This window comes from Thiohalocapsa sp. ML1, assembly GCF_001469165.1.
GTDB lineage: Bacteria > Pseudomonadota > Gammaproteobacteria > Chromatiales > Chromatiaceae > Thiohalocapsa.
On record NZ_JABX01000011.1, the window covers coordinates 138,214 to 162,846 of the forward strand.

Annotated in this window: 23 protein-coding genes; 8 read left to right on the forward strand and 15 right to left on the reverse strand. The window is 70.8% G+C overall.

Translation table 11 applies throughout. The annotated features are described in order from the left end of the window. Positions 1–266: 266 nt before the first annotated feature. The 5 genes from ML01_RS09405 to hutW form a co-directional block, all read right to left on the reverse strand. Positions 267–2,522 (reverse strand): cation-translocating P-type ATPase, encoded by a 2,256-nt coding sequence (locus tag ML01_RS09405; RefSeq protein WP_058555134.1) that lies wholly within the window; start codon positions 2,520–2,522, stop codon positions 267–269. A gap of 111 nt (positions 2,523–2,633) precedes the next feature. Continuing rightward, positions 2,634–3,617, reverse strand: a complete 984-nt coding sequence (locus ML01_RS09410) for an SDR family oxidoreductase (protein WP_058555135.1) — start codon at positions 3,615–3,617, stop codon at positions 2,634–2,636. A gap of 5 nt (positions 3,618–3,622) precedes the next feature. Then, positions 3,623–4,189, reverse strand: a complete 567-nt coding sequence (locus ML01_RS09415; RefSeq protein WP_058555136.1) for a flavodoxin — start codon at positions 4,187–4,189, stop codon at positions 3,623–3,625. Between the two features lie 308 nt (positions 4,190–4,497). Next, positions 4,498–6,639 (reverse strand): TonB-dependent hemoglobin/transferrin/lactoferrin family receptor, encoded by a 2,142-nt coding sequence (locus tag ML01_RS09420; protein ID WP_082674101.1) that lies wholly within the window; start codon positions 6,637–6,639, stop codon positions 4,498–4,500. A gap of 268 nt (positions 6,640–6,907) precedes the next feature. Further along, entirely contained in the window at positions 6,908–8,398 is a 1,491-nt protein-coding gene (gene hutW, locus ML01_RS09425; RefSeq protein WP_082674102.1) for a heme anaerobic degradation radical SAM methyltransferase ChuW/HutW, read from the reverse strand. An 84-nt stretch (positions 8,399–8,482) separates the two neighbouring features. On the opposite strand from hutW, the gene ML01_RS29560 reads away from it, so the two are divergent. Both ML01_RS29560 and ML01_RS09435 read left to right on the forward strand, forming a co-directional pair. Further along, positions 8,483–8,686 carry a hypothetical protein gene (locus ML01_RS29560; protein WP_058555137.1) on the forward strand — a complete coding sequence of 68 codons (204 nt, stop codon included), beginning with the start codon at positions 8,483–8,485 and terminating at the stop codon, positions 8,684–8,686. Between the two features lie 199 nt (positions 8,687–8,885). Next, the gene (locus tag ML01_RS09435; protein WP_058555138.1) at positions 8,886–9,806 is read left to right on the forward strand and encodes a Uma2 family endonuclease; all 921 of its coding nucleotides are present in this window, start codon (positions 8,886–8,888) and stop codon (positions 9,804–9,806) included. A 280-nt stretch (positions 9,807–10,086) separates the two neighbouring features. On the opposite strand, the gene ML01_RS09440 is transcribed toward ML01_RS09435, so the two are convergent. Beyond that, positions 10,087–10,647 (reverse strand): Spy/CpxP family protein refolding chaperone, encoded by a 561-nt coding sequence (locus ML01_RS09440; protein WP_058555139.1) that lies wholly within the window; start codon positions 10,645–10,647, stop codon positions 10,087–10,089. A gap of 157 nt (positions 10,648–10,804) precedes the next feature. Then, the gene (locus ML01_RS09445; protein WP_254045188.1) at positions 10,805–13,018 is read right to left on the reverse strand and encodes a TonB-dependent siderophore receptor; all 2,214 of its coding nucleotides are present in this window, start codon (positions 13,016–13,018) and stop codon (positions 10,805–10,807) included. Between the two features lie 252 nt (positions 13,019–13,270). On the opposite strand from ML01_RS09445, the gene ML01_RS09450 reads away from it, so the two are divergent. Then, the gene (locus ML01_RS09450; protein ID WP_058555140.1) at positions 13,271–13,987 is read left to right on the forward strand and encodes a PD-(D/E)XK nuclease family protein; all 717 of its coding nucleotides are present in this window, start codon (positions 13,271–13,273) and stop codon (positions 13,985–13,987) included. 216 nt (positions 13,988–14,203) lie between these two features. Here the strand turns inward: ML01_RS09450 and ML01_RS09455 are convergent, their stop codons facing one another. Continuing rightward, positions 14,204–14,887, reverse strand: coding sequence for a DUF1826 domain-containing protein (locus tag ML01_RS09455; RefSeq protein ID WP_082674103.1), 684 nt, complete (start codon positions 14,885–14,887; stop codon positions 14,204–14,206). Between the two features lie 3 nt (positions 14,888–14,890). Next, complete coding sequence (locus tag ML01_RS09460; protein ID WP_058555142.1) at positions 14,891–15,613, reverse strand: DUF1826 domain-containing protein; 723 nt, start codon at positions 15,611–15,613, stop codon at positions 14,891–14,893. A 114-nt stretch (positions 15,614–15,727) separates the two neighbouring features. Between ML01_RS09460 and dksA the strand changes: the two genes are divergently transcribed. Beyond that, on the forward strand, positions 15,728–16,177 hold the full coding sequence (gene dksA, locus ML01_RS09465; RefSeq protein ID WP_082674104.1) for an RNA polymerase-binding protein DksA: 450 nt from the start codon (positions 15,728–15,730) through the stop codon (positions 16,175–16,177). A 61-nt stretch (positions 16,178–16,238) separates the two neighbouring features. Continuing rightward, on the forward strand, positions 16,239–17,381 hold the full coding sequence (locus ML01_RS31170) for a GTP-binding protein (RefSeq protein ID WP_058555143.1): 1,143 nt from the start codon (positions 16,239–16,241) through the stop codon (positions 17,379–17,381). Positions 17,382–17,423: 42 nt separating this feature from the next. Here the strand turns inward: ML01_RS31170 and ML01_RS28530 are convergent, their stop codons facing one another. After that, complete coding sequence (locus ML01_RS28530; RefSeq protein WP_156427627.1) at positions 17,424–17,579, reverse strand: hypothetical protein; 156 nt, start codon at positions 17,577–17,579, stop codon at positions 17,424–17,426. Positions 17,580–17,686: 107 nt separating this feature from the next. Here ML01_RS28530 and ML01_RS09475 point away from each other — a divergent pair, with 107 nt between their 5' ends. After that, a complete protein-coding gene (locus ML01_RS09475) occupies positions 17,687–18,337 on the forward strand; it encodes a hypothetical protein (protein WP_058555144.1) in 651 nt (216 codons plus the stop codon). A 259-nt stretch (positions 18,338–18,596) separates the two neighbouring features. Further along, complete coding sequence (locus ML01_RS31035; RefSeq protein WP_256363633.1) at positions 18,597–18,731, forward strand: hypothetical protein; 135 nt, start codon at positions 18,597–18,599, stop codon at positions 18,729–18,731. A 26-nt stretch (positions 18,732–18,757) separates the two neighbouring features. On the opposite strand, the gene ML01_RS09480 is transcribed toward ML01_RS31035, so the two are convergent. The 5 genes from ML01_RS09480 to ML01_RS09500 are packed head-to-tail and all read right to left on the reverse strand — an operon-like array spanning position 18,758 to position 23,145. Continuing rightward, positions 18,758–19,678, reverse strand: a complete 921-nt coding sequence (locus ML01_RS09480) for a heme ABC transporter ATP-binding protein (RefSeq protein ID WP_254045189.1) — start codon at positions 19,676–19,678, stop codon at positions 18,758–18,760. Then, positions 19,675–20,763, reverse strand: coding sequence for an iron ABC transporter permease (locus ML01_RS09485; RefSeq protein WP_058555145.1), 1,089 nt, complete (start codon positions 20,761–20,763; stop codon positions 19,675–19,677). The genes ML01_RS09480 and ML01_RS09485 overlap by 4 nt, the downstream gene beginning before the upstream one ends. A gap of 18 nt (positions 20,764–20,781) precedes the next feature. Then, a complete protein-coding gene (locus tag ML01_RS09490; protein WP_058555146.1) occupies positions 20,782–21,708 on the reverse strand; it encodes a hemin ABC transporter substrate-binding protein in 927 nt (308 codons plus the stop codon). Next, entirely contained in the window at positions 21,705–22,814 is a 1,110-nt protein-coding gene (locus tag ML01_RS09495; RefSeq protein ID WP_058555147.1) for a hemin-degrading factor, read from the reverse strand. The genes ML01_RS09490 and ML01_RS09495 overlap by 4 nt, the downstream gene beginning before the upstream one ends. Further along, positions 22,804–23,145 carry an antibiotic biosynthesis monooxygenase gene (locus ML01_RS09500; RefSeq protein ID WP_254045190.1) on the reverse strand — a complete coding sequence of 114 codons (342 nt, stop codon included), beginning with the start codon at positions 23,143–23,145 and terminating at the stop codon, positions 22,804–22,806. Before ML01_RS09500 ends, ML01_RS09495 begins: the two co-directional genes overlap by 11 nt. A 505-nt stretch (positions 23,146–23,650) precedes the next feature. Between ML01_RS09500 and ML01_RS09505 the strand changes: the two genes are divergently transcribed. Continuing rightward, positions 23,651–24,367, forward strand: coding sequence for a Spy/CpxP family protein refolding chaperone (locus ML01_RS09505; protein ID WP_058555149.1), 717 nt, complete (start codon positions 23,651–23,653; stop codon positions 24,365–24,367). Positions 24,368–24,633: the final 266 nt, after the last annotated feature.

The following is a 24,633-nucleotide window of genomic DNA, read 5'->3' on the forward strand; positions in this document are numbered from 1 at the left end:
GGAATGGCCAGTCTGGAATGGCCAGTCTGTGCCCACTGACGAGGACACCCAAAGGGCCTGCGAAGGTATTGCACAGCCCGCCCGTCGCGTCCGACGGCGACCTGGCCGGGCTGGCGGCGGATACGCTTGGAAGCTGAGCGTCTGGAGCGAGCGGAAACCCATTCTTGCCATCGAGTCTGCCAAGCCGGCGGACATCTAAAGTCGATCTACGCTGGGCGGGCCAGCAGACGAATCGCGCGCGTCAAGCGAGTCCGCGGAGGACATGGTCAGCGGGCTCGGGTTGGCCTCCGCGAGGCCGAATCGACGCCCGCGTGATGGCGAGCCGCCGGCCGATGGCCCAACAACCGCGACGAATTGGCCAGGATGCCGACGGTGTGCACGATGTGGATCAGGCCGCCGACGGCGGGGCCGAGTAGGCCAGTGGCGCCGCCGACGATGCCGATGGCGTCGGTGCCGATGGCGAGCCAGTAGTTCTGATCCGCCGTGCGCAGCGTCGCGCGGCTGAGCGCCTTGAGCGCTGCGAGCTTGCGGATGTCGCTGTCGGCGATGGCGATGTCGGCGACCTCGACGGCGACCTCGGAGCCGCCGGCGCCCATGGCGATGCCGATGTCGGCCCCGGACAGGGCCAATGCGTCGTTGACGCCGTCGCCGACCATGACGACCTCGCCGTGCTCGGCCTGGAGCGCCGCCACCCTGTGCGCCTTCTCCTCAGGCAGCAGCTCGGCGTAGCAGGCATCGAGGTCCAGCTCCGCGGCCAGCGCCAGCGCGGGCGCCTCGGCATCGCCGGAGATCAGCACGATCTGCTCGACCCCATCGGCGCGCAGCCGGGCGAGCATCTCGCGCACGCCGGGGCGCAGTTGGTGGCGGATGCCGAGCAGGCCCTTGAGCCGCCCGTCCACCGCGACGTAGACCAGCGTCAGCCCGCGCGCGTGCAGGCGCTTTGCGTCGGCGCGGAAACGGCGCGTGCCGATGCCCTCGGCGTCCAGCAGACGGGCGTTGCCGAGCAGCACCGCGTGGCTGTCCACGGTCGCCTTCACGCCGTGGCCGAGGATGTGCTCGCTGGTGCAGTGCTGGCGCGGCGCGACGCCGAGCGCGGCGGCGTGGGCGACGATGGCATGGGCCAGCGCATGCGGGTTGTGCAACTCCGCCGACGCCGCCCAGCCGATGACGCCGGCCACGTCGTCGGCGATGACCTCGGCCACCTCCGGCTGCTCGGTGGTGAGCGTGCCGGTCTTGTCGAAGCACCAGACGCGCGCGCCGGCCAGGTGCTCCAGCGCGGTGCCGCCCTTGACCAGCATCTGCCGGCGGGCGGCGTTGTGGATGGCGGCGCTGACCGCGGTGGCGGCGGCGAGGATGGTGGAGCAGGGGCAGGACATGACCAGCATCACCGTAAACGCACGGGTGATGCTCTGGGTCAGCACCAGCGTCGCGACGGTCATCACCGTGCCGAGCTTGAGCAGCCGCGCGGCGAGCACGTCGGCGCGCTGCTCCAGCGGCGCCTTCTGATCCAGGGAGGCGTCCACCAGTGCGGCGACGCGGGCCAGATAGGTCGCGTCGCCGACGGATTCGGCGCGGATGACGAGCCGGCCCTGCTCCAGGTAGCTGCCGGCGAAGACATGCTCGCCGGGGGTCTTGTAGATGGGCTCGGCGCGACCGCTGATGACCGCCTCGCTGACCTCGCCCTCGCCGTCCTCGACCCGCCCGTCCACCGGGATCTTCTCGCCGGTGCGCACCACCACCCGTGCGCCGCGGGTCAGGTCCGCCACCGGCACCGCGACCTCGGCGCCGTCCACCAGCACCCAGGCGTCCTTGACCGCGAGCGCCAGCATGTCGCGGATGGCCCGGCGCGAGCGCTCGCTCACGTACTGCTCCAAGAGCCGCCCACCGCGCAGCACGTAGACGATCTCAAACGCCGTCATCGCCTCGCCGAAGCCGATGGCGAGCAGCAGTGAGAAGGCGAGGAACTGGTGGAGCGTGAAGCGCCGCTCGACGACGGTCTCGTGCCAGGCGTCGCGCAGCAGCGGCACGGCCGCCACCAGCGCGATGAGGCCGGTGGGGCCGAGCGCGCCGCTCGCCAGCGGGCGCTTGAGCACAAACTCGCGCACCAGTGCGAAGCCGAGCCAGCCGGTGAGCAGCACAAAGCTCAAGACCCGCACGGGCCAGGGGTTGCGCGGCGCGGCGTCGGCGGGCGTACCGGGCTCGGTGCGGCAGGCGCGGCAGGCGACTGTCGCGTCGTCCGCTGCGGGGGCTGCTCGCCGCCGCCGCGCGCCCTGCGTGTGCCTGCGCGGCAGCGGCTGCGCCAGCAGGGCCTCCAGCACCTGAGCGACGCGTTCATCGCCATCGGCATCCGCCTGTCGCCAGCCCACCAGCAGCGAGCCGCAGGCCGGGTTGATCCTGACCAGCACGACGCCGTCCATGCCCCCCAGCGCGGTGCGGATCGCGTCCGCGAGCTGTCGGTCCTGGCGCAATGCCGGTACGCCGAGGCGCAACCGCCCGGGGATGCTGTGTCGGACCTCGATCATGGCTGGCTGCACTCGGCTCCGCGGAACGCGAACGCGAATGATTGCCGATAAAGCGCGCCGCACGCATTGCGCGAGCGCAACCCCAGGCTTTCGCCGGGCACCGGCGCGGGCTCAGCCCTCGGCGCTGTCGGCGCTGCCTGCGCCGGCAGCGGGTGGCGGCAGCGGCGTGCCGAGGATGGCGCGGAGCCCTTCGCGATAGGTCGGATAGCGCAGTTGCACGCCAAGCGCCTGCTTGATCCGGTCGTTGCGGATGCGCCGGTTCTCCAGGTAGAAGTGGCGCGCGAAGTCCGATAGCGGGGCGCTGGCAAAGGGCCGTGGCGGCGGTGGCTGCATGCCGATCAAGCCGGCGGCATAGACCAGGACCTCGTCGGCGGCTGCGGGCTCGTCATCGCAGACGTTATAGAGGTGCGGACCGCGGCTCTGCGCCGGATCATCCCGTTGCATGGCGGCGAGCAGGGTCGCCACCAGATCGTCCACATGCACCCGATTGAACACCTGTCCGGGCTTGACGATGTGATGTGCGCGCCCGGTCCAGAGCGCATCGATGGGGTTGCGCCCATGCGGGCCGTAGATGCCCGGCAGCCGGAACACCGAGACGGGTCGCTTGAGCTGCACGCCGAGCGCGAGCCAGGCGCGCTCGACCGCGAGCCGCCGGCGGTTGTCGTCGGTGCCGGGGTTCGGCGGCCGGGTCTCGTCGATCCAGGCCCCGTCGCAGTCGCCGTAGACGCCGGTGCTGGACAAGAGCCCGAGCCAGTGCGGCGGCGGCGCCAGCGCGGCGATGTCGGCGATGTGCAGCCGCAGCACGGGGTCGGCGTCCAGATCCGCGTCCGGCGGCACGGAGCAGAGCAGATGCGTGGTGCCCGCCAGCGCGGCGGCGGGGTCCGCCAGGGGCTTGTCGCTGTCGAAGACGTAGGTGTCGATGCCTTCTGCGGAGAGCGCCGCCGCCTTGGACGCATCGCGGCAGGTGCCGGCGACGCGCCAGCCCTGCGTCTGTGCACTACGGGCCAGGCGCAGGCCGGTGTAGCCGAGGCCGAAGCAGAACAGGCGCGGTGTGTGCGGCACAGCGGTGCCCGGGCGATCGATGGCGTCGTCCATGTGCCTCAGACCGCGTGCTCGGTGGCGACGGCGGCTCCGCGCGGCACGGGGCGGTCGCCGCCGGGGAGCAGATCGCCCAGGATCGATGCGATCCACGCGTCGAGCCGATGCGGCGTCAGCTCCGCCTGGTTGTCTTGGTCGAGCACCAGGCCGCAGAAGGAGCCGTCGCCCAAGTCCGCCTGTGACGCCGAGTAGCTGTAGCCGGCCGTGGGCCAGGCGCCGACGATGCGGGCACCGCGCCGGAGCAGCTCCACGTAGAGCAGGCCCAAGGCGTCGGCGAGCTCGTCCGGATAACCGTACTGATCGCCGAGGCCGAACAGCGCCACCGTCTTGTGCGTGAAATCGACGTCGTCGAGCTCCGGCAGAAAGGCCTCCAGCACGCTCGGGTAGCCGTAGCCCATGGTCGAGGTGCCAAAGATCAGGCTGTCGTAGGCGGCAACCTGCGTCGCCTCGGCGACCTCGAGATCGTGCAGATCGGCCGCGCCGACGGGCAGGCAGCGCTGTTGGATCAGGCGCGCGATCTCGGCGGTGGCGCCGTTCTCGGAGGAGAAGAAGATACCGATGCTGGCCATTGGGCGCTCCGTGGGCAGGGCGGCGGGCACGTGCGGGCGTGCCGACGGGGTGGGTGAGGCAACGAAGCGTGGCCATTCTGCTGCGAGCAATTCGCATTAAGCAACTCGCTTCGTCCGGGTGCGGCCCCAGCAGGCCGGCAAGTGCCGCCGCATGCGCGCCCGCGCACACACCGAGCGCCGTCGCGGGAGCGGCCGGCTGCGGGTTGCCCGGCCCGACCGGGCTTCCCGCATCCGCTTGCACCGCGACATGCTGGATGCTGATGCGGGTGTTGCGCAAGCGCCCTGTTGGCCGGCGCTCGCGCGGGGCCTCAGAACGCGTAGCGTACACCCGCCTTGAGGTTTCGCCCGGGCGCCATGAGCACCGTCTGGTAGGGCGTGTAAGTGGCGTCGAAGAGGTTGTCTACGCCCAGATCCAGGTTCAGGCCCGCCAGACGCCCGCCGGGGCTCCAGGTGAGCCAGATGTCCTGCACATCGAAGCTCCTCGATGGCTCGATGCCCGCGGGCACGCGGTTCTGGGCGGCGACGAAGCGGCCGCGCCAGCCGAGGTCCACGCCCTGAGCGGGAAAGCGTAGTCCGGCCTGCGCGATCCACTCGTCCGGGGATACGCTCGCCAGCGGTGCGCCGGTGTTCTCGTCGTCGCCGCGGGTCTGGGCGTAGGCGAAGCCGGCGAACCAGCGCGGGGCGTCGTAGGCGGCCTCGATCTCGTAGCCTTCGAGGCGCGCATCGCGCACGTTGTCCGAGGTCGTGGTACCGCCGCGTCCGCGGTTGCCCGGCACCGGTCTAAACACGAAATCCACCCGTCGCTCGATGAAATCGCGCACATCGTTGCGGAAGAAGGTGGCGCGCAGGCGCCCGGCATCCCCCGACATCAGCAGGTCCTGCTTGAACAGGCGAAACCCGAGCTCCTTGTTGTGCGCCTTCTCGGGCTCGAGGTCGGGGTTGGGCACGAACAGGTTTTGACAGCCCCGGCCGCAGGTGAAGTGGACGCCGGACACGAAGAGCTCCGTGACGCTCGGGGCGCGGAAGGCCTCGTTGTAGCTCGCCTGCAACGACAGCCAGTCCGTGACGGCGAGGTTGGCGCCGATCTTGGCGGACCAGGCGCTATCCTCGTTGGTGTCGGTGCCGGGCTGGTTGGTGCTGGTCTTGAACTCGTCCCAGCGCACGCCGGGGATCAGGGTCAGGCGCTTCGCGATCAGGATCTCGTCCTGGAGGTAGACGCTGGTGACCTCGGTGCTGCCGTCCGGGAAGCTCTCGCGCGGGGCGCCGTCGCGCTTGGACTCGGCCTCGTCCTCGTAGTATTCGACGCCGTAGGTCAGGGTCTGCGCCAGGTTGTCGCCGAGCGCAAAGCGCATGCTGTTGCGCAGGTCGAAGCCGGTGGTGGTCAGCTTGGTGTCGTCCCGGCGTGGGTTCGCAACCAGCTTCTCGGTGATGTCCGTTGCGTTGCGGTACAGCACCAGGGACGGCGCGAAGAGGTTGTTGTCCGGGTTGTCGTAGCGGTAGCGCAGCACGAGGTTGTCCTGCCGGGTGCCGCGGTCCACCAGGTTCGAGCCATCGGCGGCGGCCCGCGTCTGCGGGTTGGACGGCACCTCGCCGTCCTCGTCGAAGCCCAGATAGCTGAGCCCCAGGCTGTTTGACCCGTCGATGTTCCAGGTGCCCTTGACCAGGCCGGAGACGCGCTCGAAGCCGGAGTTGTCCAGCCGCTCGCCGTCGCCCTGGCGGATGTCGCCGGCCTCGCGATAGGCGATGTCGAGCAGCCAGTCGAAGCGCTCGTCCACGCGACCGTATGCTGCTGCGGCGCCCATCCATTGGTCGTTCACGTCCTGGTAGCCGGTCTTGATCCGGCCGCCGATGTCCCGTCCGGGTGCCAGCAGGTCCGCGGCGTCCACCGTCTCCAACGCGACGACGCCGCCGATGGCGCCGCTGCCCCAGAGCGCCGAGGCCGGCCCGCGGATGACCTCCACCCGGCGCAGCAGCTCCGGCTCGACGAACAGGCGGGCGTTGTGGCCGCGGCTGAGGTTCTGCCTGGCCCCATCGAGCAGGAACAGGATGCGGTCGTCGCCGATGCCGCGGATCGTCACCGTCTGGCCGACGCCGCGCGGGCCGCCGCCCACATCCACATTGGGCAGGTCTTCGAGCACCTCGCCGAGCAGTTGCGGCTGGCGCTGGCGGAGCTCCTCGCGCTGCACGACGCTGACGGATTCGGGGATGACGTTGATGTCCTGCTCGGTCTTGGTGGCGGTGACGGTGATGAGGTCGAGCTCCACCGAGTCGCTCTGGGCTGCGGCGCCCGCGGCCCAGCACAGCAGCAGTGCGGTCGGCAGTGCGGCGAGCTGCCGGCGGCCCTTCGGCCGTGCGTCCCGGCTGCTCGCGGCGCCGATGTCCGGCCCGGGCCGTGCACGCTGCCACGGCTGGGTGAGGTCGAGGGAGGGGGTTGGTCGCGAGCTGGGCATGTGAAGCCTCCGAGAGGGCTGGGTTCACGCTGCTCGCTGGGTACAGGTCCGGCGGCTGCCGGTGGCGACCCTCGCTGGCTGTTCTTGGGGTTGAAAACTCGCGCGACGGCGCCGGAGTTCCGGACAAACCGGCTGTCGGCTTAGCGCATCGCAGTGTTATGTGTCGTTGTCTACCGTTCGTTGGGGATAGAAATCGAAAACAGCTAAAACGCCGCCAGCCGCTGCGCCATCCTGCTCTCGATCGAAATCGTCATCGCCCCCGCCCGAATCACCTGCCGCCTCGCATCAGCGCCTGATTCAACCACTCCAGCAGGTTCAGCGTGAGCTGCACCTGCCAGAAGCGCCCCGCCAGCGTCAGCTCCGCCCAGTCGCCGTCGCGGGTCAACAGGCCCGCCGCCTGCCATTGCGCCAGCAGCGGCTCGGCGAGCGCCTGCCAGTCCAGCCCGGCGTCGCGCCGCAGCGCGGCGGCCGCGACCGCCGTGTCGAGCCGGCCCTGCTCCAGCTCGCCCTTGATGCGGTTGAACAGCCGCCGGTGCGGGGATTGGCGCATCAGGCCGGCGACCACCGGTGCGCCGCTCGCGACGCGCCCCCGATACTCGTCCACCGCGGCGACGTTGCGAAAGCTGAAGCCCGCGTCCGCGCCGTTCATGGAGCCGCCGGCGCCGGCCCCAATGGCCAGGCAGTCGGCGCCGGACTTGACCAGCAGGTTGTAGAGGTTGCGCTCGCGGGTGGTGCGGCGCCAATGGGTGCAGGACAGGGCCTCCCAGCGCGCCCGGTGCAGGCGCTCGCTGCCGCTGCGGTACTGCTCGGCCTGGCTCGCCTGGCTCGGTGCCGGCAACCGGCCGTTGTCGACGGCCCGGGCGAGCGGCGAGCTTGGCACGGGTTTCAGCGCATAGAGGTCGATGCCGTCCAGCCCGAGTGCGACGGCCTGCTCCAGATCCGCTGCCCACACCGCGGCGTCCTGCCCCGGCAGGCCGAAGATCAGGTCGATGATGATGGCGCCCTGGTCGGCGTGCAGCAGTTGCTCCAGCGTGCTCACCAGCTCCCGCCGCGAGCAGAGCCGCCCCATGCGCCGCCGCACTGTCTCGTCGAAGGTCTGCACGCCGAGCGACAGCCGGTTCGCGCCCGCGCCGAAGGCCGCGTCGGCCTTGTCCGCGCCGAAGCCGTGGATGCGCCCCTCCACGGTGATCTCGCAGTCCCGGGCCAGCGGCAGATGCGTGCGCGCGGCCTCGATAAGGCGCGCGAGGTCCGCGGCGGCGAGCAGCGTCGGCGTGCCGCCGCCGAAGTACAGCGCGCGTATCGGCGGGCCGCTCGCGTGCATGGGCAGGTCGCGACCGCGGCGCAACTGCTCGATGAGGCTGTCCACATAGGCCGGCCCGTCCTCCGCGTGCCAGGCGTTTTGGTAGAAGCCGCAATACTGGCAGTGATTGAAGCAGAACGGGATGTGCACGTAGGCGACGGACGGGCGGCTGCGCGGCGTCGCCGAGAGCCGGCGCCAGATCTCCGTCGTCGCGTCCTCCGGCACTGGGCTCAGGCCGACGAAGGGGTGGACCGGGCGCCGGCCCGAGAAGGCACTGCGGAGCGGATCGGCGCCGATCTCGGCGAAGAAATCGCTCTGCGCGCGCGGGGCGGGCGGCGGACCCTGCGGGTGCTGCCGGCCCCTGGCGTGGGCCTCGCTATGCGGCGACCGACCTCCAGCAACTTGGGCAACCGCCGGGTGGGTCTTGCCGTCGGTGGTGGGGCTTGCAGTCTCGGCCATGGGCCGCTCGGCGTCGGATGCTGGTGAGCTTGCGTTCATCGGGGCAAGCTTAATCGCAATGCGAATAAGTCGCAATACGTACCTGTGCTCGAACCGGATGACCCCGGCCTGCCGGGTCTCGTTTTTCCCCGGGGCGCGGAGCGCCCGGAGACCCGTGACACCGCCGGAGCGGTGTCACGAGAACGAACGCTGAGGAGCCTTGACGGCCGGACCATCAGCCGGATCGAAATCGAAATCGAAATCGAAATCGGGATCGGGATCGGGATCGGGATCGAAATGCCGCCTTAACCGCATCAGGCTCAGGTGACAGTGCGATGTCGCTCACCGTCGATTTTCGAGAGCGATTTCGATAGCGATAGCGAGGGCCTAACGTCGGGTTGCGCCGCGCTGAACCGATTGGCGGGACCTGCATCGGCGCTCTCTGAGCTGCGGCAGCGGGATGCCTGTGCTAGGCTCTTTGGCACAGTTTCCAGCCGTTTTTGCCGCCATGACCCACAGTGCAGCGGCCGAGCCCGCGCCGGTCCGCACCCAGGCCTATCCCGCCGCCGACGATGCCGTGGAGCCCCGCTCCGAGGACGGCCGCCGCGTCTCGGAGGCCAGCTATTGGGCCGAGTACTACCACGCCGCGGACATCTGCTACGAATGGAACAACGGCCGGCTGGAGGAGAAGCCCGTGTCGAGCTGGGACACCATCGCCGTCTACAAGTGGCTCATGGGTCTGTTGGAGCACTTTCTTAAGGTCCACCCCATCGCCGACTGGGTGGTGCTGGAGATGGGCTTTCGCCTGGCGCTGGCTGAGAAGACCGTCATCCGCCGGCCGGACTTGGGTGTGGTGCGCCGGGACAATCCCGAGCCCTTGCGCTCCGGCATGGCCTCCTATCCGGGCGTGTTTGACCTCTGCATCGAGGCCTTGTCCGACCGGCGCCAGCGGGACATTCGCCGCGACACCGTCACCAAGCACGGCGAATACGCCGGCGGCGGCGTGCCCGAGTATTACATCCTCTCCCACCGCGACGAGCACCAGGCCTTTTACGCCCTGGACGCAGCCGGCCACTACGTGCCGCTGCCGGCAACCGACGGCATCATCCGCTCGCGGGTCCTGCCCGGCTTCCAGTTCCGCCAACGCGACCTCTGCGCGCAGCCGGACTGGGACAGCCTGCGCGCCGACCCGGTCTATGCCGACTTCGTGCTGCCCGGCTGGACCGCGGCCGAGCAGCGCGCCGCGGCCGAGGCCGCACGCGCCGAGCTCGCGCGCGAGCGCGCCGACACGCAGGCGCAGCGTGCAGACGCCGAGTCCCGCCGCGCCGACACCCAGGCCCGGCGCGCAGAGACCGAGGCCGCCGCGCGCCAACAGGCGGAGGCGGAGCTGGCGCGGTTGCGCGCAGAGATCGCCGCCTCGCAACAGTAGGCGCCGATTGGCACCACCCCGCGCTGTCGTTGCGGCGCTCGCCGCCATGCTGGCGGCGAGCACGGCTCGGGCGACCCTGGGCGCGGAGCGCCCGCAGAGGCGTGACACCGCCGAAGCGGTGTTACGAGGGCGCCGACCTTGCCGGTATCGATCAACTCCAGCGTCGTACTGCTCAGGCAGGCTGCGTCCTCGCGGCTGCTGACACCGATCGGAAAGCCAAGCTCGTTGGTCCGGTCGTCGACGTGCAGGCCCGCCCCTGGCCGCTTGTGCGACGCTCGGCTCACTCGTAGGTCAAGCGGTTCACCGCGTTCCATTGCGCCGGGGTCAGGATGGTGCGGACCTGGTTCAGGGCGTCGATGCGCAGGGCCATGGCGTCGCGCTTGATGCGGGCGATGTCATCGAGCAGGTCCTTGACCTCGGCCTTGGTCTTGCCTTCGGCAACGGCGCGCTGGAGCCGGCGCTGCAGCTCGAAGGCCTGCTGCATCTTCGGGTGGAACAGCGGCGGATAGATCGCTCGCATGGCCTGCATCTTCTGTTGCTGTTCCGGCGTCAGTTGAATGTCGCCGGTCTTGACCAGCCTGCCGGGGTGGGGCAGCAACGCCAGCTCATCGACGCGGAATCGGTTGCTCGCGCTCGCATCGGTGGGTTCGGCCGGCGTCTGCTGCTCGCGAAGCGCTTGCGCTTGCGCCTCGGTGATGCCGAGCTGTGCCTTGTTGCTCATGACCGCCGGGACCGGATGCGGGATCTGCATGAGCGCGTCCACATCGCCCGGGCCGTCGGCGGCGTGCAGGCTCGCTTGGCAGGTCAGCGAAAACAGGGTGACGGCAATGATGCGCCGCATGACGATGTCCTCTTGTGGCGGTGGGTTTGGTGGGTTGCGGAAGGATGGGCTGCGCCCTGGGCGCGGGGTTCGCGGCAACGCAGCGGACCCGGCGTCGCGCCCATCCCGAGTCGTTCGGGGCAGGCTGCTGCCGGGGTCGGGAGCGGCTGTTCCCGGCTCAGAACCGGTAGCGCACGCCGAGCAGGCCGTAGGGTCCGGGGTCGGAGCCCAGCGCGGTGTCCACCTCGGCGTCCAGCAGGTTGTCGATGCCGGCATAGAGCTCGAAGCCCGGCTGCGACGACGGCGTCCAGCTTGCCCGCAGGCTGACTGGTGTGTACGCGTCGGCGGTCTCTACCCCGGTGGTGCCCAGGTAGTCCTGCTCGCCGATGTGGCGGACCATGACCTGCAACAGCCAGTCGGCCGCGGGGGTGTAGTCGATGGCGACAGTCGCCAGGGTCTCCGGGGTGTTGAGCAGCCGCTCGCCGGTGTCGTCGTTCTCCGCACTGAAGCGGGTGAAGCTGGCGCGGGCGCGCAGCCGCGCACCGAAGGGCACGGAGCCCTCCGCCTCCAGGCCGCGGATGTGTGCCGCGCCGATGTTGCGGAAGCTGTTGTAGGGGAGCAGGTCGGTGCCCTCGCGCACCCGCTCGATGCGGTCCTCGATCCGGGTATCGAACAGGGTGATCGCGTAGCTCCAGTCGCGCTCGCCCGCGATGCCGATCTCCAGGGTCTCGCTGGTTTCCGGGTCCAGGCTGTGGGCCGTGGTCTTGCCCTGGTCCGGGGCGATGACCTCCGCGCCCAGCATCGGGAAGCCCTGCGGGTTCACCTGGTTCACGTACAGGCTGCGGTCGTCGGGCGCCTTGAAGCCCTGCGCCCAGTTCGCGCGCAGGCGCGCCAGCGGCGCCAGGGTCCAGACCGCGCCGGCCTGGAAGGAGGGCTGCGAGCCGCCCACCGAGTCGTCGTCCAGACGGGCGCCGTAGACGAGGTTGAGCGGGTCGAGCACCTGCCATTCATGCTGCAGAAACGCGGAGCTGAAGGTGCGCGGATCGGCATCGTAAGCGGTGGAATCGACCTCCTCGCGGCGATACTCCAGGCCGCCGACCAGGATCTGGCCCGGCGCCGGGCGCCACACCGAGGTCAGCTCATGAATGAGCTGCTCCAGTGTCGAGCGATTGACCGAGGTGACGGAGTCCGCGGCGCTGGCGTAGCCGAGCGCGGCATAGTCCACGGCATACACCGCTCGATCCTTCCGATACCGGCTCCAGCTCAGCCGATAGCCTAGATCGAGACTCGCCAGCGGCGACCAGCGCAGGCTGGCCGCCGTATCCAGTCGGTCGTTGTCGTCGTGCTGGGTGGCCGGGATATTCGCGGCCTGGATGGGCCTGCCGTTGGCGAGATAAGCGCTCGGGTAGCGGCTGGAGATGAAGCTGCCATCGCGCGTTTCTTGGAGATAGGCGGCATCGAGCTGCACCTCCAGCCCGGGCAGCAGGGTCCAGAGCAGGCTGCCGCCGACGTTGTCGACGTCGGCCTCGTCGCGGTAGTCCACATCCGCGCTGTAGCGCTCCGGCAGGCTCCGTCTGAGCCTTGGATTGGGATGGCGCGACGGGGGGATCTGCACGCCCTGCTGCGGCACGGTGACGTCCGCGATCTCGGTCTCGGCATAGGGGGCGCGGCGCAGCGCGGACGCGTACAGGCTGCCTTGCAGTTGCTCGCTGCCGCCGCGCAGGTCCAGCCCGACCACCCAGCGCGCACCCTCGCCCGCATCGTTGGCCCCGTACTGGACATCGAGCCCGATCTCCCGGCCGGCCTCGGGCGGGCGGGTGATGATGTTGACCACGCCGCCCAAGGCATCGGAGCCGTAGAGCATGCTGGCGGGGCCGCGCACGACCTCGACGCGCTTGATGGAGCCCGCGGCGATGCGCTCCAGCTCGAAGCTGTTGCTGAACTCGCCGTTGACGCGCCGGCCGTCCAGCAGATAGAGCGTGTCGGAGCCGCCGAGTCCGCGGATCTGCAAGGTGCCGCCGCTGGGGCTGACGTAGAGGTTCGGGGCGCGGTCGAGAATGCCGCGCAGCGTCGGCGCGCCGGAGATGGCAATGTCCGCTTGGTCGATCAGTTGCACCGGCGCCGGCGCGGTGCCGATCTCCTGCGGGGTGCGCGTGCCGGTGGTGACCAGCACCTCCGGCAGCACCACCTCTGCGTCCTCGGCGCCGGCCGCGACGGGCCAGGCGCCGGCGAGCGAGCCCGCCATCACGCCCGCCAGGATGCCCGTCGGCATGGCGCGCAGCCAGGCCTCGCGGGGCGTCGACCACTCTGGCTTGAGCCCGTGATGCTGTTTGTGCTGTCGATGGTTTTGCCCCGCCGCGGCGGAGGGGTTTGGAAATTCGGCTGGCCGCATCAAGCGCTCCTGTTCGGGTCCTGGTAAGGGTTCGTGCGGCTGCCGTACCCGGAACAGGCGACTCGGTGGCTTTGCTGATAGTAATGCGAGTGATTCGCAGAGGCGATTGACAATCGTCAATCGGGAGAAATCTTGTCCAAGCGTGAGGGCGCAGTAACCACCTGCGCCGGCCCGGAGGGGCGGTCAGGGTTGGAACGCGCTAGAGTATCGGGGCCGCGTATCCGTCCACAGTATTCGTTGAAGACTGCCGCCATGAGCGTCGAAGAGATCAAAGCCAAGCTGCAAGCCGAGCTGCCGGCGCTGCTGCAACAGGACGAGGGCTTCCGTGAATGGCTCGAAGCCCTGATTCGCCGCAATGCGGTCAGTGTCGAGAGCTTCGATGCGCGCTTTGACCGCGTGCTGCGGGAGCTCGCGGCCGATCGGGAGGAACAGGCACGCAAGTGGGACGAGCAGACCCGCAAGTGGGACGAGCAGACCAGCCGGTGGGACGAGCAGACCAGCGAGTGGCACGAGCAGCATCGGTTCAACCGGCAGTTGCTGGAGGAGCTGCGGCAGACCCGGGTGCGCCAGGAGCAGGCCATCGGCGCGCTCGGCGCGCGCTGGGGCTTGGCCTCCGAGGCCAGCTTCCGCGCCGCGCTGAAGGGCATTCTGGAGAAGTCCTTCGGCGTGGAGGTCATCAACGTCAACGAGTTTGATGACGAGGGGACGGTATTCGGCGTGCCGGATCAGATCGAGATCGACATCATCGTGCAGAACGGCGAGCTGATCCTCTGCGAGCTGAAATCATCGATGTCGAAGTCGGACATCTACACCTTCGAGCGCAAGGTGCAGTACTACCAGCGCCGCCACGGCCGCACCGCGACCCGCAAGATCGTCATCTCGCCGATGGTCCGCCCGGAGGCGCGCCCGGTGGCGGAGCGCTTGGGGATCGAGATCTTCGGCTCCGCCGACGAGGTATCCGCGCTGTAGGGGGCGGCGCGGTGTCTGTCGCGGTTGCGCGGCTTCGGCAACGGCCGCTGGTGCGGCGGGATGCGTCACGGCGCTGGACGGCGCTGGAGCGTCGGGACGATCAGAATTCCACCTCTGAATGTGTCCTCGCCGAGGGTATCGACCGCCGTGACCACCTGGCCGGCCAGCAGCCCAAACTGCGCGACCCGGCCAGGGCTGTAAGCCCTGTCCGCGGCTTCAGTCCCATAAGGCATCCAGCGCCACCAGACAGCGGGCGCTTGCCGCTGGGTCCGGCGAGCGGTGGATGGCGCCGCGCCCGGCATTGCCCTGCCACAGGCCGCCCTTGAGCAGCACCAGGTCGAAGGGCGCGGCTCGGCCGCTCGGCGGCGTCGTGCTTGGGATTCCGGCCGGATCGGCGCCGGGCGCCGCGGCGTCGTCCAGCCACTCGGTGCCGGGGCCGAGCCAGGTGCACAGCAGCCGAATGCCGTTACGGTCGCGGTGCCAGCGCGGGCACATGGGCCGATGCAGCAGCTCCAGGCGCAGGCCGATGCGCGGGCAGCCCAAGAGCTCGCCGAAGATCTCCACCAGCAAGCCGAGCTCCCGCGCGGCCCCGGCGGCATCGACCGCCGCCGGCAGCGGCAGCGCGGGCAGCGGTCGGTCGGCCTCCAGGACGCGCCGGAAGCCGGTCAGCGCCCCGGTCTCGGCCTGGCGGGCCAGGGCCGCTTGCAGGTGCACGAGCGGCGCGCGCCGGTAGAGGCACACCTGCACCGCGGGTGAGAAGATGGCCACGACATCCGCCAGTTCGTCCACGATCTGCACGCCAGTGGCGGCAGGCCCGTCGCCTGGGCCTGGAGCCGAGCCGCGGGCCGGGGCGAGTGTCGCGGCGGGCGCGTCCGCAAGGGGTGTTGCGTGCCGGCGCATGGGTCAGGCGTCCAGGCAGAACAGGAGTCGCGGCGGCTCGCCGTCGGCCACCGGCGGCGAGCGGTGCACCTGCCCGCGGCCGGCGTTGCCGGGATAGCGCTCGCCCTTGAAGATCCCCACCCAAAAGGGCGCGAGCTGCTGCACCCGCAGCGGGTCGGCAATCACGTCGTTGTTGCCGCCCGTGGCCAAGGCCTGCCGATTCACCGCCGCCGGCGGCAGCCACAGCGTGCCCGGCCCGCGGTAGCTGCAGAGCAGGCGCAGACGCGTCTGGTCCACGTGAAAGCGCGGGCAGGCGACCTCCGACAGCGCCTCCAGGCGCAGGGTGACGCCGACATCGCCGAGCCTCGCCGCCAGCAAGGCACCGAAGCGTTGCGCCAAGGCGGCCATGTCCGCCAGCCAGCACGGGTGTGTGTCCGGCGAGAGGCCCGCCTCGGCCAGCGGTGTCGCCAACGCGTCGACCGCGTTCAGGGCGAGGGCGGCGGCGGCAAGCTGGCGGCGCAGCGGCGTCGTCAGGCCCGGCTCCCGCCCGGCCAGCTCCCGCTCGACGCCCGCGACGGCGGCCCGGCGCCAGATGGCGAGGCTCACGTCGGCGTCGGCGATGCGATCGAGCGCGTCAGGACATGCGCCCTCGACGACGCCGGGCTCGGGCGCGCCCGGCGCTGTCCGGGCGCCGGCAGGCCGCGGCGATGCCGCCGGCGTCGGCTCGGCAAACAGCGTGGTCGTCATGGTTCCTCGTCGTGCGCCTCTGGCATTGTCGAGGCGGCGTTGATCTTGCCATGAGTAATACTATAACGTCCGTGTCGGACAACACCAACCGGAGACCGCACGCGGGTGGATGCGATGCAAGACAACGAGCCGGTGCGGCAAGCGCCAACCGCAGGGCCTTCCGACGCCGGGCCGCCCGCGGACGACGACTACATGGGGCCCGGCCAGTTGGCCTATTTCCGGCAGACGCTGCTCGGCTGGCGGTCCGCATTGCTCGCCGAGACGGACGCGAGCCTCGCGGAGCTGCGGCACGACAGCCACCACGAGGTCGGCGACGAGGTGGACCGCGCCAGTCGCGAGGCGGCCCAGGCCCTGGAGCTGCGCACGCACGAGCGCTGCCGCGAGCTCTTGGGCAAGATCGACGCCGCGCTTGCCCGCATCGATGACGGCAGCTACGGCTGGTGCGAGGAGACAGGCGAGCCCATCGGCCTGGCGCGGCTCCAAGCGCGCCCCGTGGCGACGCTCTGCGTGGAGGCCCAGGCGCGGCGCGAGCTGCGCGAGCGCCAAGCCGGTGCCGGCCGCTGAACGGCATCCCCGAACGCCCCGAACGCCCCGGTTCTTACCCAGCCCTCAGCGAGGACCAGAAATGCCCACGCCCCAAATACCCGTCACCCTGCTGACCGGCTTTCTCGGCAGCGGCAAGACCACGGTGCTGAATCACCTGGTGCAGCAACCGGCGCTCGCCCGGACCCTGGTCATCATCAATGAGTTCGGCGAGGTAGGGCTCGATCACCTGCTGATCAGCCGGGTCGCCGACGACACCGTGGTGGAGATGTCCAGCGGCTGCCTCTGCTGCACCGTGCGGGGCGACCTGGTCAGCACCCTCAAGGACGCGCACTGGCGGTTTGCGCGTGCGGGCGAGCGGCAGTTCGACCGGGTCGTCATCGAGACCACCGGGCTCGCCGACCCGGCGCCGATCATCCATACGCTGACGAGCGTCGACGTCATCGCCCGGCGCTATCGCCTGGACGGCGTCGTCACCACCCTGGACCTGACCAACGCCGACCAAACCCTGGACGCCCAGCCCGAGGCCTTGAAGCAGGCCGCGATGGCGGACTGCCTGCTGCTCACCAAGGCGGACCTCGCCGCGCCCGCCGCCGTCGCCGCGCTGGAGCGCCGTCTGCATGCCATCAATCCGGCGGCGCGGCGCCGGTATGCGACCAACGGCGTCGTCGCCGCGGACGCGCTGCTCGGGCTCGGCCTGTTCGACCCGAGCCGGAAGACCCCGGACGTCGCGAGCTGGCTGAACGAGGAGGCTTATCGGCATGGGTCGGACGCGCAGGCCGAGCACGCGCACGGCGACCACGACAACCAGGGGCAGGACCACGGACACGAACACGACCATCACGGCGATGCGCACGACCACGCGCACGACCTGAACCGCCACGACGACCGCATCCGCGCCTTCTGTCTGGTCATCGACCAGCCGCTTGCGGACAGCATGCTCGATGCCTGGCTCGACCTGCTCTTGTCCATGGCCGGCCCCGACATGCTGCGCATCAAAGGCATCCTGAGCTTGCGTGGACGCGCGGCGCCCGTGGTCATCCACGGCGTGCAGCACATCTTCCATCCGCCGCTGGAGCTGCCGGCCTGGCCCACCGACGACCGCCGGTCCAAGATGGTGTTCATCACGCGCGACATCGCGCGCGAGACCATCGAGGCGTCGCTGGCCGCGTTCATCGATGTGTGGCGGGAGCAGAGCGATAACGGCGGCACGCCGGCGCCCTAGTCGACGCTCCGCGCTGCGGCATCGAGCCCGCCCGAGCCCCCATCAGCCGCCTTGCAGCCCCTCGATGCGCCGCTCCAGCGCCTCGAGCGCCGCGTCCCGCTCCGCGCGCAGCGCGAGGCCAGAGCGCGGCCCGGGCGCCGAGCCGGCAAAGGCCTCTGCACGGCGGTGTGCCGTGATGTAGGCTTCAAGCGGGGACAAGGCCCGGCCGGGACGGCAGCGCCGCCGGGACGGCATGCCGGGGCGGAGCCTCGGCAGCAGCGGCAACCGCCGGCATCTTGACGGCACAACGAGACGAGGAAAGCAGAATGGTCGAAGCAGCCTTGGAGCGTCGGGTGGACACGCTCGAAGAGTACATGAAGGAGCTGAGCTACCAGTCCATGCGCACCGAGATGGAGCTGGCACGGCTCGCGCGGGAGATGCGGGAATTCAAGAACGAGATGCGCGAGTTCAAGAACGAGATGCGCGCCTTCAAGGACGAGGCCGAGCGGGACCGCAAGGCCATGGGCAAGCAGTGGGGCGAGCTCAGCAATCGCCTCGGCACCCTGGCGGAGGACATCGTGGCGCCGAACCTGCCGCGCATCGCGCGCGACCTGCTCGGCTGCGCGGAGACGCAACTGGTCGGCGTGCGGCTCACCCGACATGTGGACGCCCGCACCTACGAGCTGGATGCCCTGGTGGTGTGCCCGGGGCTGGTGCTGATCAACGAGACCAAGTCGACCCTGAAGGCCGAGCATCTGGACAACCTGGTGAAGAAGCTCGCGGCCTTTCCCGACTTCTATCCCGAATATCGTCGGGAGCGCACCCTCGGCGTCGCCGCAAGCCTGTACATGGACGCCTCGGTGATCCGCCGGGCGACCAAGCTCGGGCTGCTCGTCATGGGCATGAGCGATGAGACCATGGAGGTGCTGAACCCGGAGGTCGTGGAGCAGCCTCGGCATGCACTGCCGGACGCCTGAGCGGTTGGTTCGCCGGGCTGCGGGAGACGGGTGCGGCCTAGATTGCTTGACGGCGCCGAATGCTTGCAGATGAGTCAAGTTTCACGACGACAAGGCGCTTGCAGGTGAAAGGGCCGAGGGCCAAGGGAGCCCGCCTCGGCCCTTGGCCCTTGGCCCTTGGCCCTTGGCCCAATGCGCCGACGAGCGGGCTGCGCCAGACCGCGCTCCTTGTCGGTCTGAGGCTCTGCCTCCCTAGAATATGGTCTTCGCGAGCCTTTTCTTGCCGCATCGCAACGACATCATTATCGATGCCGAACCCGAGAAACGCGGCAAGGATATGGGCAAGTTGCGCGCGGCGATCGGTCTGCTGCTGAACGGGGGCTCCGCCCTCCCGAGTTTGGAGACCATCCGCTGAAGGGCGAGTGGCGACCGTGCCGCGGCTCAGCGCAGAAGACCCGTGGCGGGGCGCTCGCTCGCGGCAAGCCCGCCGCCGCGCCGCACCCGCGGCACAATCAGCGGGCAGTCCAGCTCCGGGTGCGGCAGCACGCTGACGGCGAGGCCGAAGGCCGCTTCGATGAGCCCGGGCGTGAGCACAGCGGCCGGCGTGCCGCTGATCAGGAGACGGCCTTCTTTCAGCACCGCGATGCGCTCGGCGTACTGCGCCGCCAGGTTCAGATCATGCAGCACCACCAGCACGCCCCGGCGTGCGGATGGGTCGGCGGCCCAGCGGCGCGCCAGCGCGAGCACGCCGTGCTGGTGGGCGAGGTCCAGGCTCGCCGTGGGCTCATCCAGCAGTAGCCACTGCGGCTCGCGGCCGGGCAGCGGCTCCCAGAGCTGGGCCAGCACCCGCGCCAGGTGCACGCGCTGGCGCTCGCCGCCCGAGAGCGTCGTGTAGCGCCGCTCCGCAAGATGCGCCACCTCGGTGGCGGCCAGCGCCGCCGCGGCGATGCCCAGGTCCGCGGTACCCGCGCTGCCCTGCAGGCCGCCGTGCGGGATGCGCCCCATCAGCACCACTTCCAGCGCCGTGAACGGGAAGCTGAGCGGACTCGCCTGCGGCAGCACGGCGCGGCGCCGGGCCGCATCCGCCGGGCGCCAGCGGCCGAGCGCGCGGCCGTTCAGCAGCACCTGCCCCTGCTCCGGCGTCATCTCCCCGGCCAGGCACTTGAGCAGCGTGGACTTGCCGGCGCCGTTGGCGCCGAGCAGCACCAGCACCTCGCCGGCGGCAAGGGTCAGATCCACGCCGTCGAGCAACCAGCGGCCCTGCCGACGCACGCCGAGGCCCGCGGCGGCGAGCGTCGCGGCCGGCGCCGCGCCGTCGCGGGCCTGGGCCGGCATCGGCGCGATGGCGGCCGGCGTGCTCACAGCGCCGTGCGCCGCCAGCGCAGCAAGAGCGCCAGGAAGAACGGCCCGCCGAGCAGCGCCGTCAGGATGCCGATGGGCAGCTCCGCCGGCGTCACCAGCGTGCGCGCCAACAGGTCCGCCAACAGCAGCAAGGCGCCGCCGAGCAGCGCCGAGCCCGGCAGCAGAAAGCCGTGATCCGGCCCGAGCGCCAGGCGCAGCAGGTGCGGCACCACCAGGCCGATGAAGCCGATGACGCCGCTCACGGCCACCGCAGCGCCCACGGCCAGCGCGGCCAGCGCGACGATGATGCGCTGCATCTGCTGCACGGCGATGCCTAAGTGCCCGGCCTCGGCCTCGCCGAGCAGCAGCGCGTTCAGCGTGCGCGCCAGGAACGGCAGTGCGAGCAAGGGCAGCGCGATGAGCAGCGCCGCGCTGCCCACCGCGGGCCAGGTCGCCCCACCCAGGCTGCCCATGCTCCAGAAGGTGAGCGTGCGCAGTTGCGCGTCGTCCGCCAGATAGGTCAGCAGGCCCGTGCCGGCGCCGCACAGGGCGTTGATTGCGATGCCGGCGAGCAGCAGCGTCGTCACCGAGGTGCGCCCGCCCGCGCTCGCGAGCCGGTACACCAGGAGCGTGGTCCCGAGCCCGCCGGCGAAGGCGGCGAGGGGCAGGCTGAAGGGGCCGAGCGCCTCCGTGACCACGGCGAGCCCGGTGCCGCCGAGCACGATGACGGACACCGCCGCCAGCGCCGCGCCGGCGGACACGCCGATGAGCCCCGGGTCCGCGAGCGGGTTGCGGAACAGCCCCTGCATCGCCGCCCCGGCCACGGCCAGCCCGGCACCGACCAAGAGCCCGAGCAGCGTGCGCGGCAAGCGAATGGACAGGATCACCGCCTCGTGCTGGGGCGCCACCTCGCCCACCGGCAGCCCGATCTGGGCCGCCAGGGTCCGGAGCACGTCCGCGAGCGGGATGTTCACCGGGCCGATGGCGATGGACAGCAGCGTCACGGCACAGACCAGCGCCAAGAGCGCCAGCAGGCCCAGCCGACGGTGTCGGTAGCGGTGCAGGATGTGCCCGTCGGCGGGCAGGGGTAGTGTGGTGGCGTGCATTGTCGTGGGCCTGCGGGTTCAGCGGGGCGTTGCCGCGGCGCTCGCGCCGGCCGTCCGAGCAGCGTTGCCGTCGGCCGCGACGGACGCGTCCCGCAGCGTGCCGAGCGCCTGCGCCAGCTCGGCGACGGCATCGCCGAGCCGCGGCCCGAAGGCGAGCAGCAGCGGGCCGTCCATGGCGACGACGCGGCCCGCCCGGGCGGCGGGGGTGCCGGCCAGTGACGGGCGCGCGAGCAGCGCGTCCTTGCCGCCCAGGCCGGTCAGGTTGCGCTCGCTGACGAGGATCACCGCCGGTGCCGCCGCCACCGCGGCCTCGGCGCTGAGCGGCTTGTAGCCCGCGAAGGCGTCGTGCAGCACGTTCGTGCCGCCGGCGAGCCGGATGACGGTATCGACGGCGGTGTCGCGCCCGCCGGCCAGCTCGTTGCCGCTGCCCGTGTGCAGCAGGAACAGCACGCGCGGGCGCTCGGCCTCGGCGAGGTCTGCCTGCACCGCTGCGAGCGCTTGGTCGATGCCCGCGCGCAGCTCCGCCGCCGCGGCTTCTTCCCCCAGGACCGTGGCGACGGCGTCGATCTTTTCATGCAGCCCCGCCACCGTCGGCGTGTCCGGGATCAGTTGCACGGCCAGGCCCGCCCGCTCGATCTGCTCCAGCACCTCCGGCGGGCCGGCGTCGTCGGTGGCGAGCAGCAGGTCCGGCGCGAGCCCCAGCAGCCCCTCGGCGGACAGGGCGCGCTTGTAGCCGACCTTCGCCAGCGCCTCGGTCTGCGGCGGATACAGGCTGGTGGTATCGACGCCCACCAGCCGGTCGGCGGCACCGAGGGCGTAGACGATCTCGGTCAGCGCGCCGTCCACCGACACGATGCGCGCGGGCGGCTCGCCGTCGGCCGCCGCCGCGGCGCCCGTGCCCAGCACCAAGGCGCAGCCGATGCACAGTGCCATGCGCGCGTTCATGCGCCCACCTCCCCGACGTCCTCGACGCCGGTGGCCAGACCGACCAGCTCGCGCCAGTGGGGCGACTCCGAGCCGTCGTCCTGGCGCTTGCCGAAGCACTGCAGCAGCATCTCGCCGGCGTCGTCGTAGCACTCCAGGCTTGTGACCGTGCCGCGTTCCGTCGGCTTGCGCACCAGCCAGGCGTCCGTGACCGCGGGCTGCCAAAGATGCAGGTTGAAGTCCGGGTCCAGCACGTTGAACCACTGCCCGACGGTCTCGACCCGGTGCACCGGCCCGGTATGGATCTGCACGCAGCCGTGGTTGCCGACGAAGAGCATGATCGGCAGGCCGCTGTCGCGCGCGAGCTCCAGCACCGGCCGGTAGCTGTTCGCCGCCACTTGCTGCGCCAGGTCCGCCCCGGCGAGCCGCAGCGCCTGGCGCCGCTCCACGCCGAAGCGCCGCAGCAGCCCGAAGAAGTCATGGGTGCTGGACATGCCGAGCCAGGCGGCGCGCAGCCCCGCGGTGTCGATGTCGGCATCCGGCGTTGGCGCGGTCGGCGGCTCCGGCGCCGGGATCTCGATGGCCGAGGGCGCTGCCGCGTGGGTGTCCATCAGCGCGGCCCAGCCGGCCGGGTTCGTCGCCTTCACGCAATGGACCTTGTGCACGGCCACACCCGCCGCGTCGAACACCTGCAGGCTCTCGCGCCGGCCGCTCGGGGTCGCATCGCTGACCGCGTAGCCGTGGACCCAATGCCGCAGAAAGAGCCGCAGGTCGACGTGCTCGCCCACCACCTGGCCCATCTGGTGCTCGGGATAGATGTCCACGTCCTCCACCGGACCGGTCTTCTCGATGACGACGCCGTGGTTGCGCGTCAGCGCCAGCACCGGACCGACCTCGCGCAGCCCCGCGATGACGGCACCCCAGTCGCCGTCGAGCCGGTGGCTGCCCGGATTGCAGGCGACCAGCTCCAGCTCGCTGACACCGAGCCGCGCCGCGGCATCGCGGGCGTGCAGGTGCGGGTGCTCCGCGCGCAGCGCCTGCCAGCGCTGCCAGAGCGGGTCGTCGGACGTCGGCGCGGTGGCTGCCGCGCCGTCGGGGGCGATGTGCGTGAGGCTGTCATGCGGCATCGGCGCGCTCCTCCAGCACGACGTCGAAGCCCTCGAACACCGGCGGGCCGGCGTAGGTGCCTTCCGGCGCCTTGGCCTGCGCGTGGGCCTTGTGGAAGGCCTCCGACGTGCGCCAGGCGTCGAAATGCTCGCGCGACGCCCACTCGGTGTGCGAGGCGTAGAGCCGGCAGCCCGCGTCCTCGGGGCCGCGCAGCAGGGAAAAGCGGACGAAACCGTCGAGCTCGGCGAGGTGCGACTCGCGCTCCCGCCACATCTGCTCGAAGCCGGCCTCGAAGCCCTGGTTGATGCGGAAGCGGTTCATGGCGATGAACATTAGGGGCAGTCTCCTCATGCGGGTGGCGTGGTGGGATCGTGTCGATCGCGTGGGCGCCTGCGCGTCGTAGCGCGCAGGGCGGGGGCTAAGGGCCGAGGGTCAAGGGGCGAAGGGCCAAGGATGGGTTTACCTTGCCGCAACAATAAGGCGAATGCGAATAAGACGCAATTGTTGAAAATGTGGATACCTCGCTGTCCCACCCGGGGCGACTGTCGGCGCTCAATGGCGAGCCTTCTCGGCGACGAGACCGCGCCCCCGTGCCGCGCGGGCAGCGTCGTCCTCACCGTGGTCCGGCGTCTGCCGCGCCGGTTTGCCAACGCGAACGCGTCGCATTAAGCTCTTGGCGCTTGGGCTCGGGCTCGGGCTCGGGCTCGGTCGCCAAAGGGCCGGCGCCTGTCGCCGTCGTCTTCGGCGCCGTGCACAGATCGACAGCCAGAACGAAAGCCCTTCGTGGCAAGGACCAACCGTGCCCAACACTCACGCACGCTCGACGTCAATTCACTCAGCCGCAGGAGAGAACAACATGCAAGCCCTGATGATGGCAGCAGCCCCGGGGATCACGGCCGGACCGCTGGGGCTGCTCGGCCTTGGCCCGCAGCAGACCGGTTGGATTCACTATCTGGTCGTCGGCGGTGTCAGCTTCATTGCCGCTTATCTCGCGTTCGGCGCCTGGCTCGACCGCGGCGCTCCCGGCGGCAGTGGCGGCAAGCGCCGTCGCAGCGGGCGCCCCGCGGATGACCGAGGGGGCAGTCCTGCAGGCCTCAGGGCCACACAACCGCTCACCGTCGCCGCCGTCGCGCTGCTGCTCGCCGGCACCTCCGCGGTGGCGGCCGAGCCCGCCGCGCACGCACACCCCACCGGCAACCCGGACGCCGTGCTGTACCACGCCAACCCCCTGCCCAACTTCATGCGGCTCATCGCCATGCACGGCGACACGCTAACGCTAACGCAGGCACAACAGGGCGCCCTCGCGGCTTGGCGCGAGCAGAACCATGCGCGCGTGCAGGACCTTCTCCGCGCAGTCGGGCAAGCCGAGGCCGAGCTCCGCGACCTCGCCCTCGGGCAGGCGGACACAGGCGCGCTCAAGGCGCAGTACACCGAGATCGAGCAGCTCCGCCGGCAGATCGCCGAGACCAAGATCGCCTGTCGCGCGAACCTCCAGCGCATCCTGTCGCCGGAGCAATTCGCGCGCGTCACCGCGCTCTACGGGGAACATCTGCTCGCACAGCACGTCCCCTGACATGAAAGCCCCGGCCAAGTAAGACCTCCTCGGCCCTCGGCCCTCGGCCCTCGGCCCTTGGCCCTTGGCCCTTGGCCCTTCGGTGCACTTGCGCCAACGAGCGCGCCGCGCAAGCCGACGCTCCGTGCCCTGGAACCCGCGCGGTGTTGCGGCCTTGACTGGAGTGTTGACCTCCAGGTCAACACGGCGACAGACCGGGATGCTGTCGCGCGTGCGGAGCCGACCGGCAAGTCGGCTCCCCGGCCCGGCGCTGGCTCGCGCTTAGC

Coding starts and splice junctions, on each gene's coding strand:
- ML01_RS09405 (WP_058555134.1), bottom strand. CDS start 2,522: ATGATCGAGGTCCGACACAGCATCCCCGGGCGGTTGCGCCTCGGCGTA.
- ML01_RS09410 (WP_058555135.1), bottom strand. CDS start 3,617: ATGGACGACGCCATCGATCGCCCGGGCACCGCTGTGCCGCACACACCG.
- ML01_RS09415 (WP_058555136.1), bottom strand. CDS start 4,189: ATGGCCAGCATCGGTATCTTCTTCTCCTCCGAGAACGGCGCCACCGCC.
- ML01_RS09420 (WP_082674101.1), bottom strand. CDS start 6,639: ATGCCCAGCTCGCGACCAACCCCCTCCCTCGACCTCACCCAGCCGTGG.
- hutW (WP_082674102.1), bottom strand. CDS start 8,398: ATGGCCGAGACTGCAAGCCCCACCACCGACGGCAAGACCCACCCGGCG.
- ML01_RS09435 (WP_058555138.1), top strand. CDS start 8,886: ATGACCCACAGTGCAGCGGCCGAGCCCGCGCCGGTCCGCACCCAGGCC.
- ML01_RS09440 (WP_058555139.1), bottom strand. CDS start 10,647: ATGCGGCGCATCATTGCCGTCACCCTGTTTTCGCTGACCTGCCAAGCG.
- ML01_RS09445 (WP_254045188.1), bottom strand. CDS start 13,018: ATGCGGCCAGCCGAATTTCCAAACCCCTCCGCCGCGGCGGGGCAAAAC.
- ML01_RS09450 (WP_058555140.1), top strand. CDS start 13,271: ATGAGCGTCGAAGAGATCAAAGCCAAGCTGCAAGCCGAGCTGCCGGCG.
- ML01_RS09455 (WP_082674103.1), bottom strand. CDS start 14,887: ATGCGCCGGCACGCAACACCCCTTGCGGACGCGCCCGCCGCGACACTC.
- ML01_RS09460 (WP_058555142.1), bottom strand. CDS start 15,613: ATGACGACCACGCTGTTTGCCGAGCCGACGCCGGCGGCATCGCCGCGG.
- dksA (WP_082674104.1), top strand. CDS start 15,728: ATGCAAGACAACGAGCCGGTGCGGCAAGCGCCAACCGCAGGGCCTTCC.
- ML01_RS31170 (WP_058555143.1), top strand. CDS start 16,239: ATGCCCACGCCCCAAATACCCGTCACCCTGCTGACCGGCTTTCTCGGC.
- ML01_RS09475 (WP_058555144.1), top strand. CDS start 17,687: ATGGTCGAAGCAGCCTTGGAGCGTCGGGTGGACACGCTCGAAGAGTAC.
- ML01_RS09485 (WP_058555145.1), bottom strand. CDS start 20,763: ATGCACGCCACCACACTACCCCTGCCCGCCGACGGGCACATCCTGCAC.
- ML01_RS09490 (WP_058555146.1), bottom strand. CDS start 21,708: ATGAACGCGCGCATGGCACTGTGCATCGGCTGCGCCTTGGTGCTGGGC.
- ML01_RS09495 (WP_058555147.1), bottom strand. CDS start 22,814: ATGCCGCATGACAGCCTCACGCACATCGCCCCCGACGGCGCGGCAGCC.
- ML01_RS09500 (WP_254045190.1), bottom strand. CDS start 23,145: ATGAGGAGACTGCCCCTAATGTTCATCGCCATGAACCGCTTCCGCATC.
- ML01_RS09505 (WP_058555149.1), top strand. CDS start 23,651: ATGCAAGCCCTGATGATGGCAGCAGCCCCGGGGATCACGGCCGGACCG.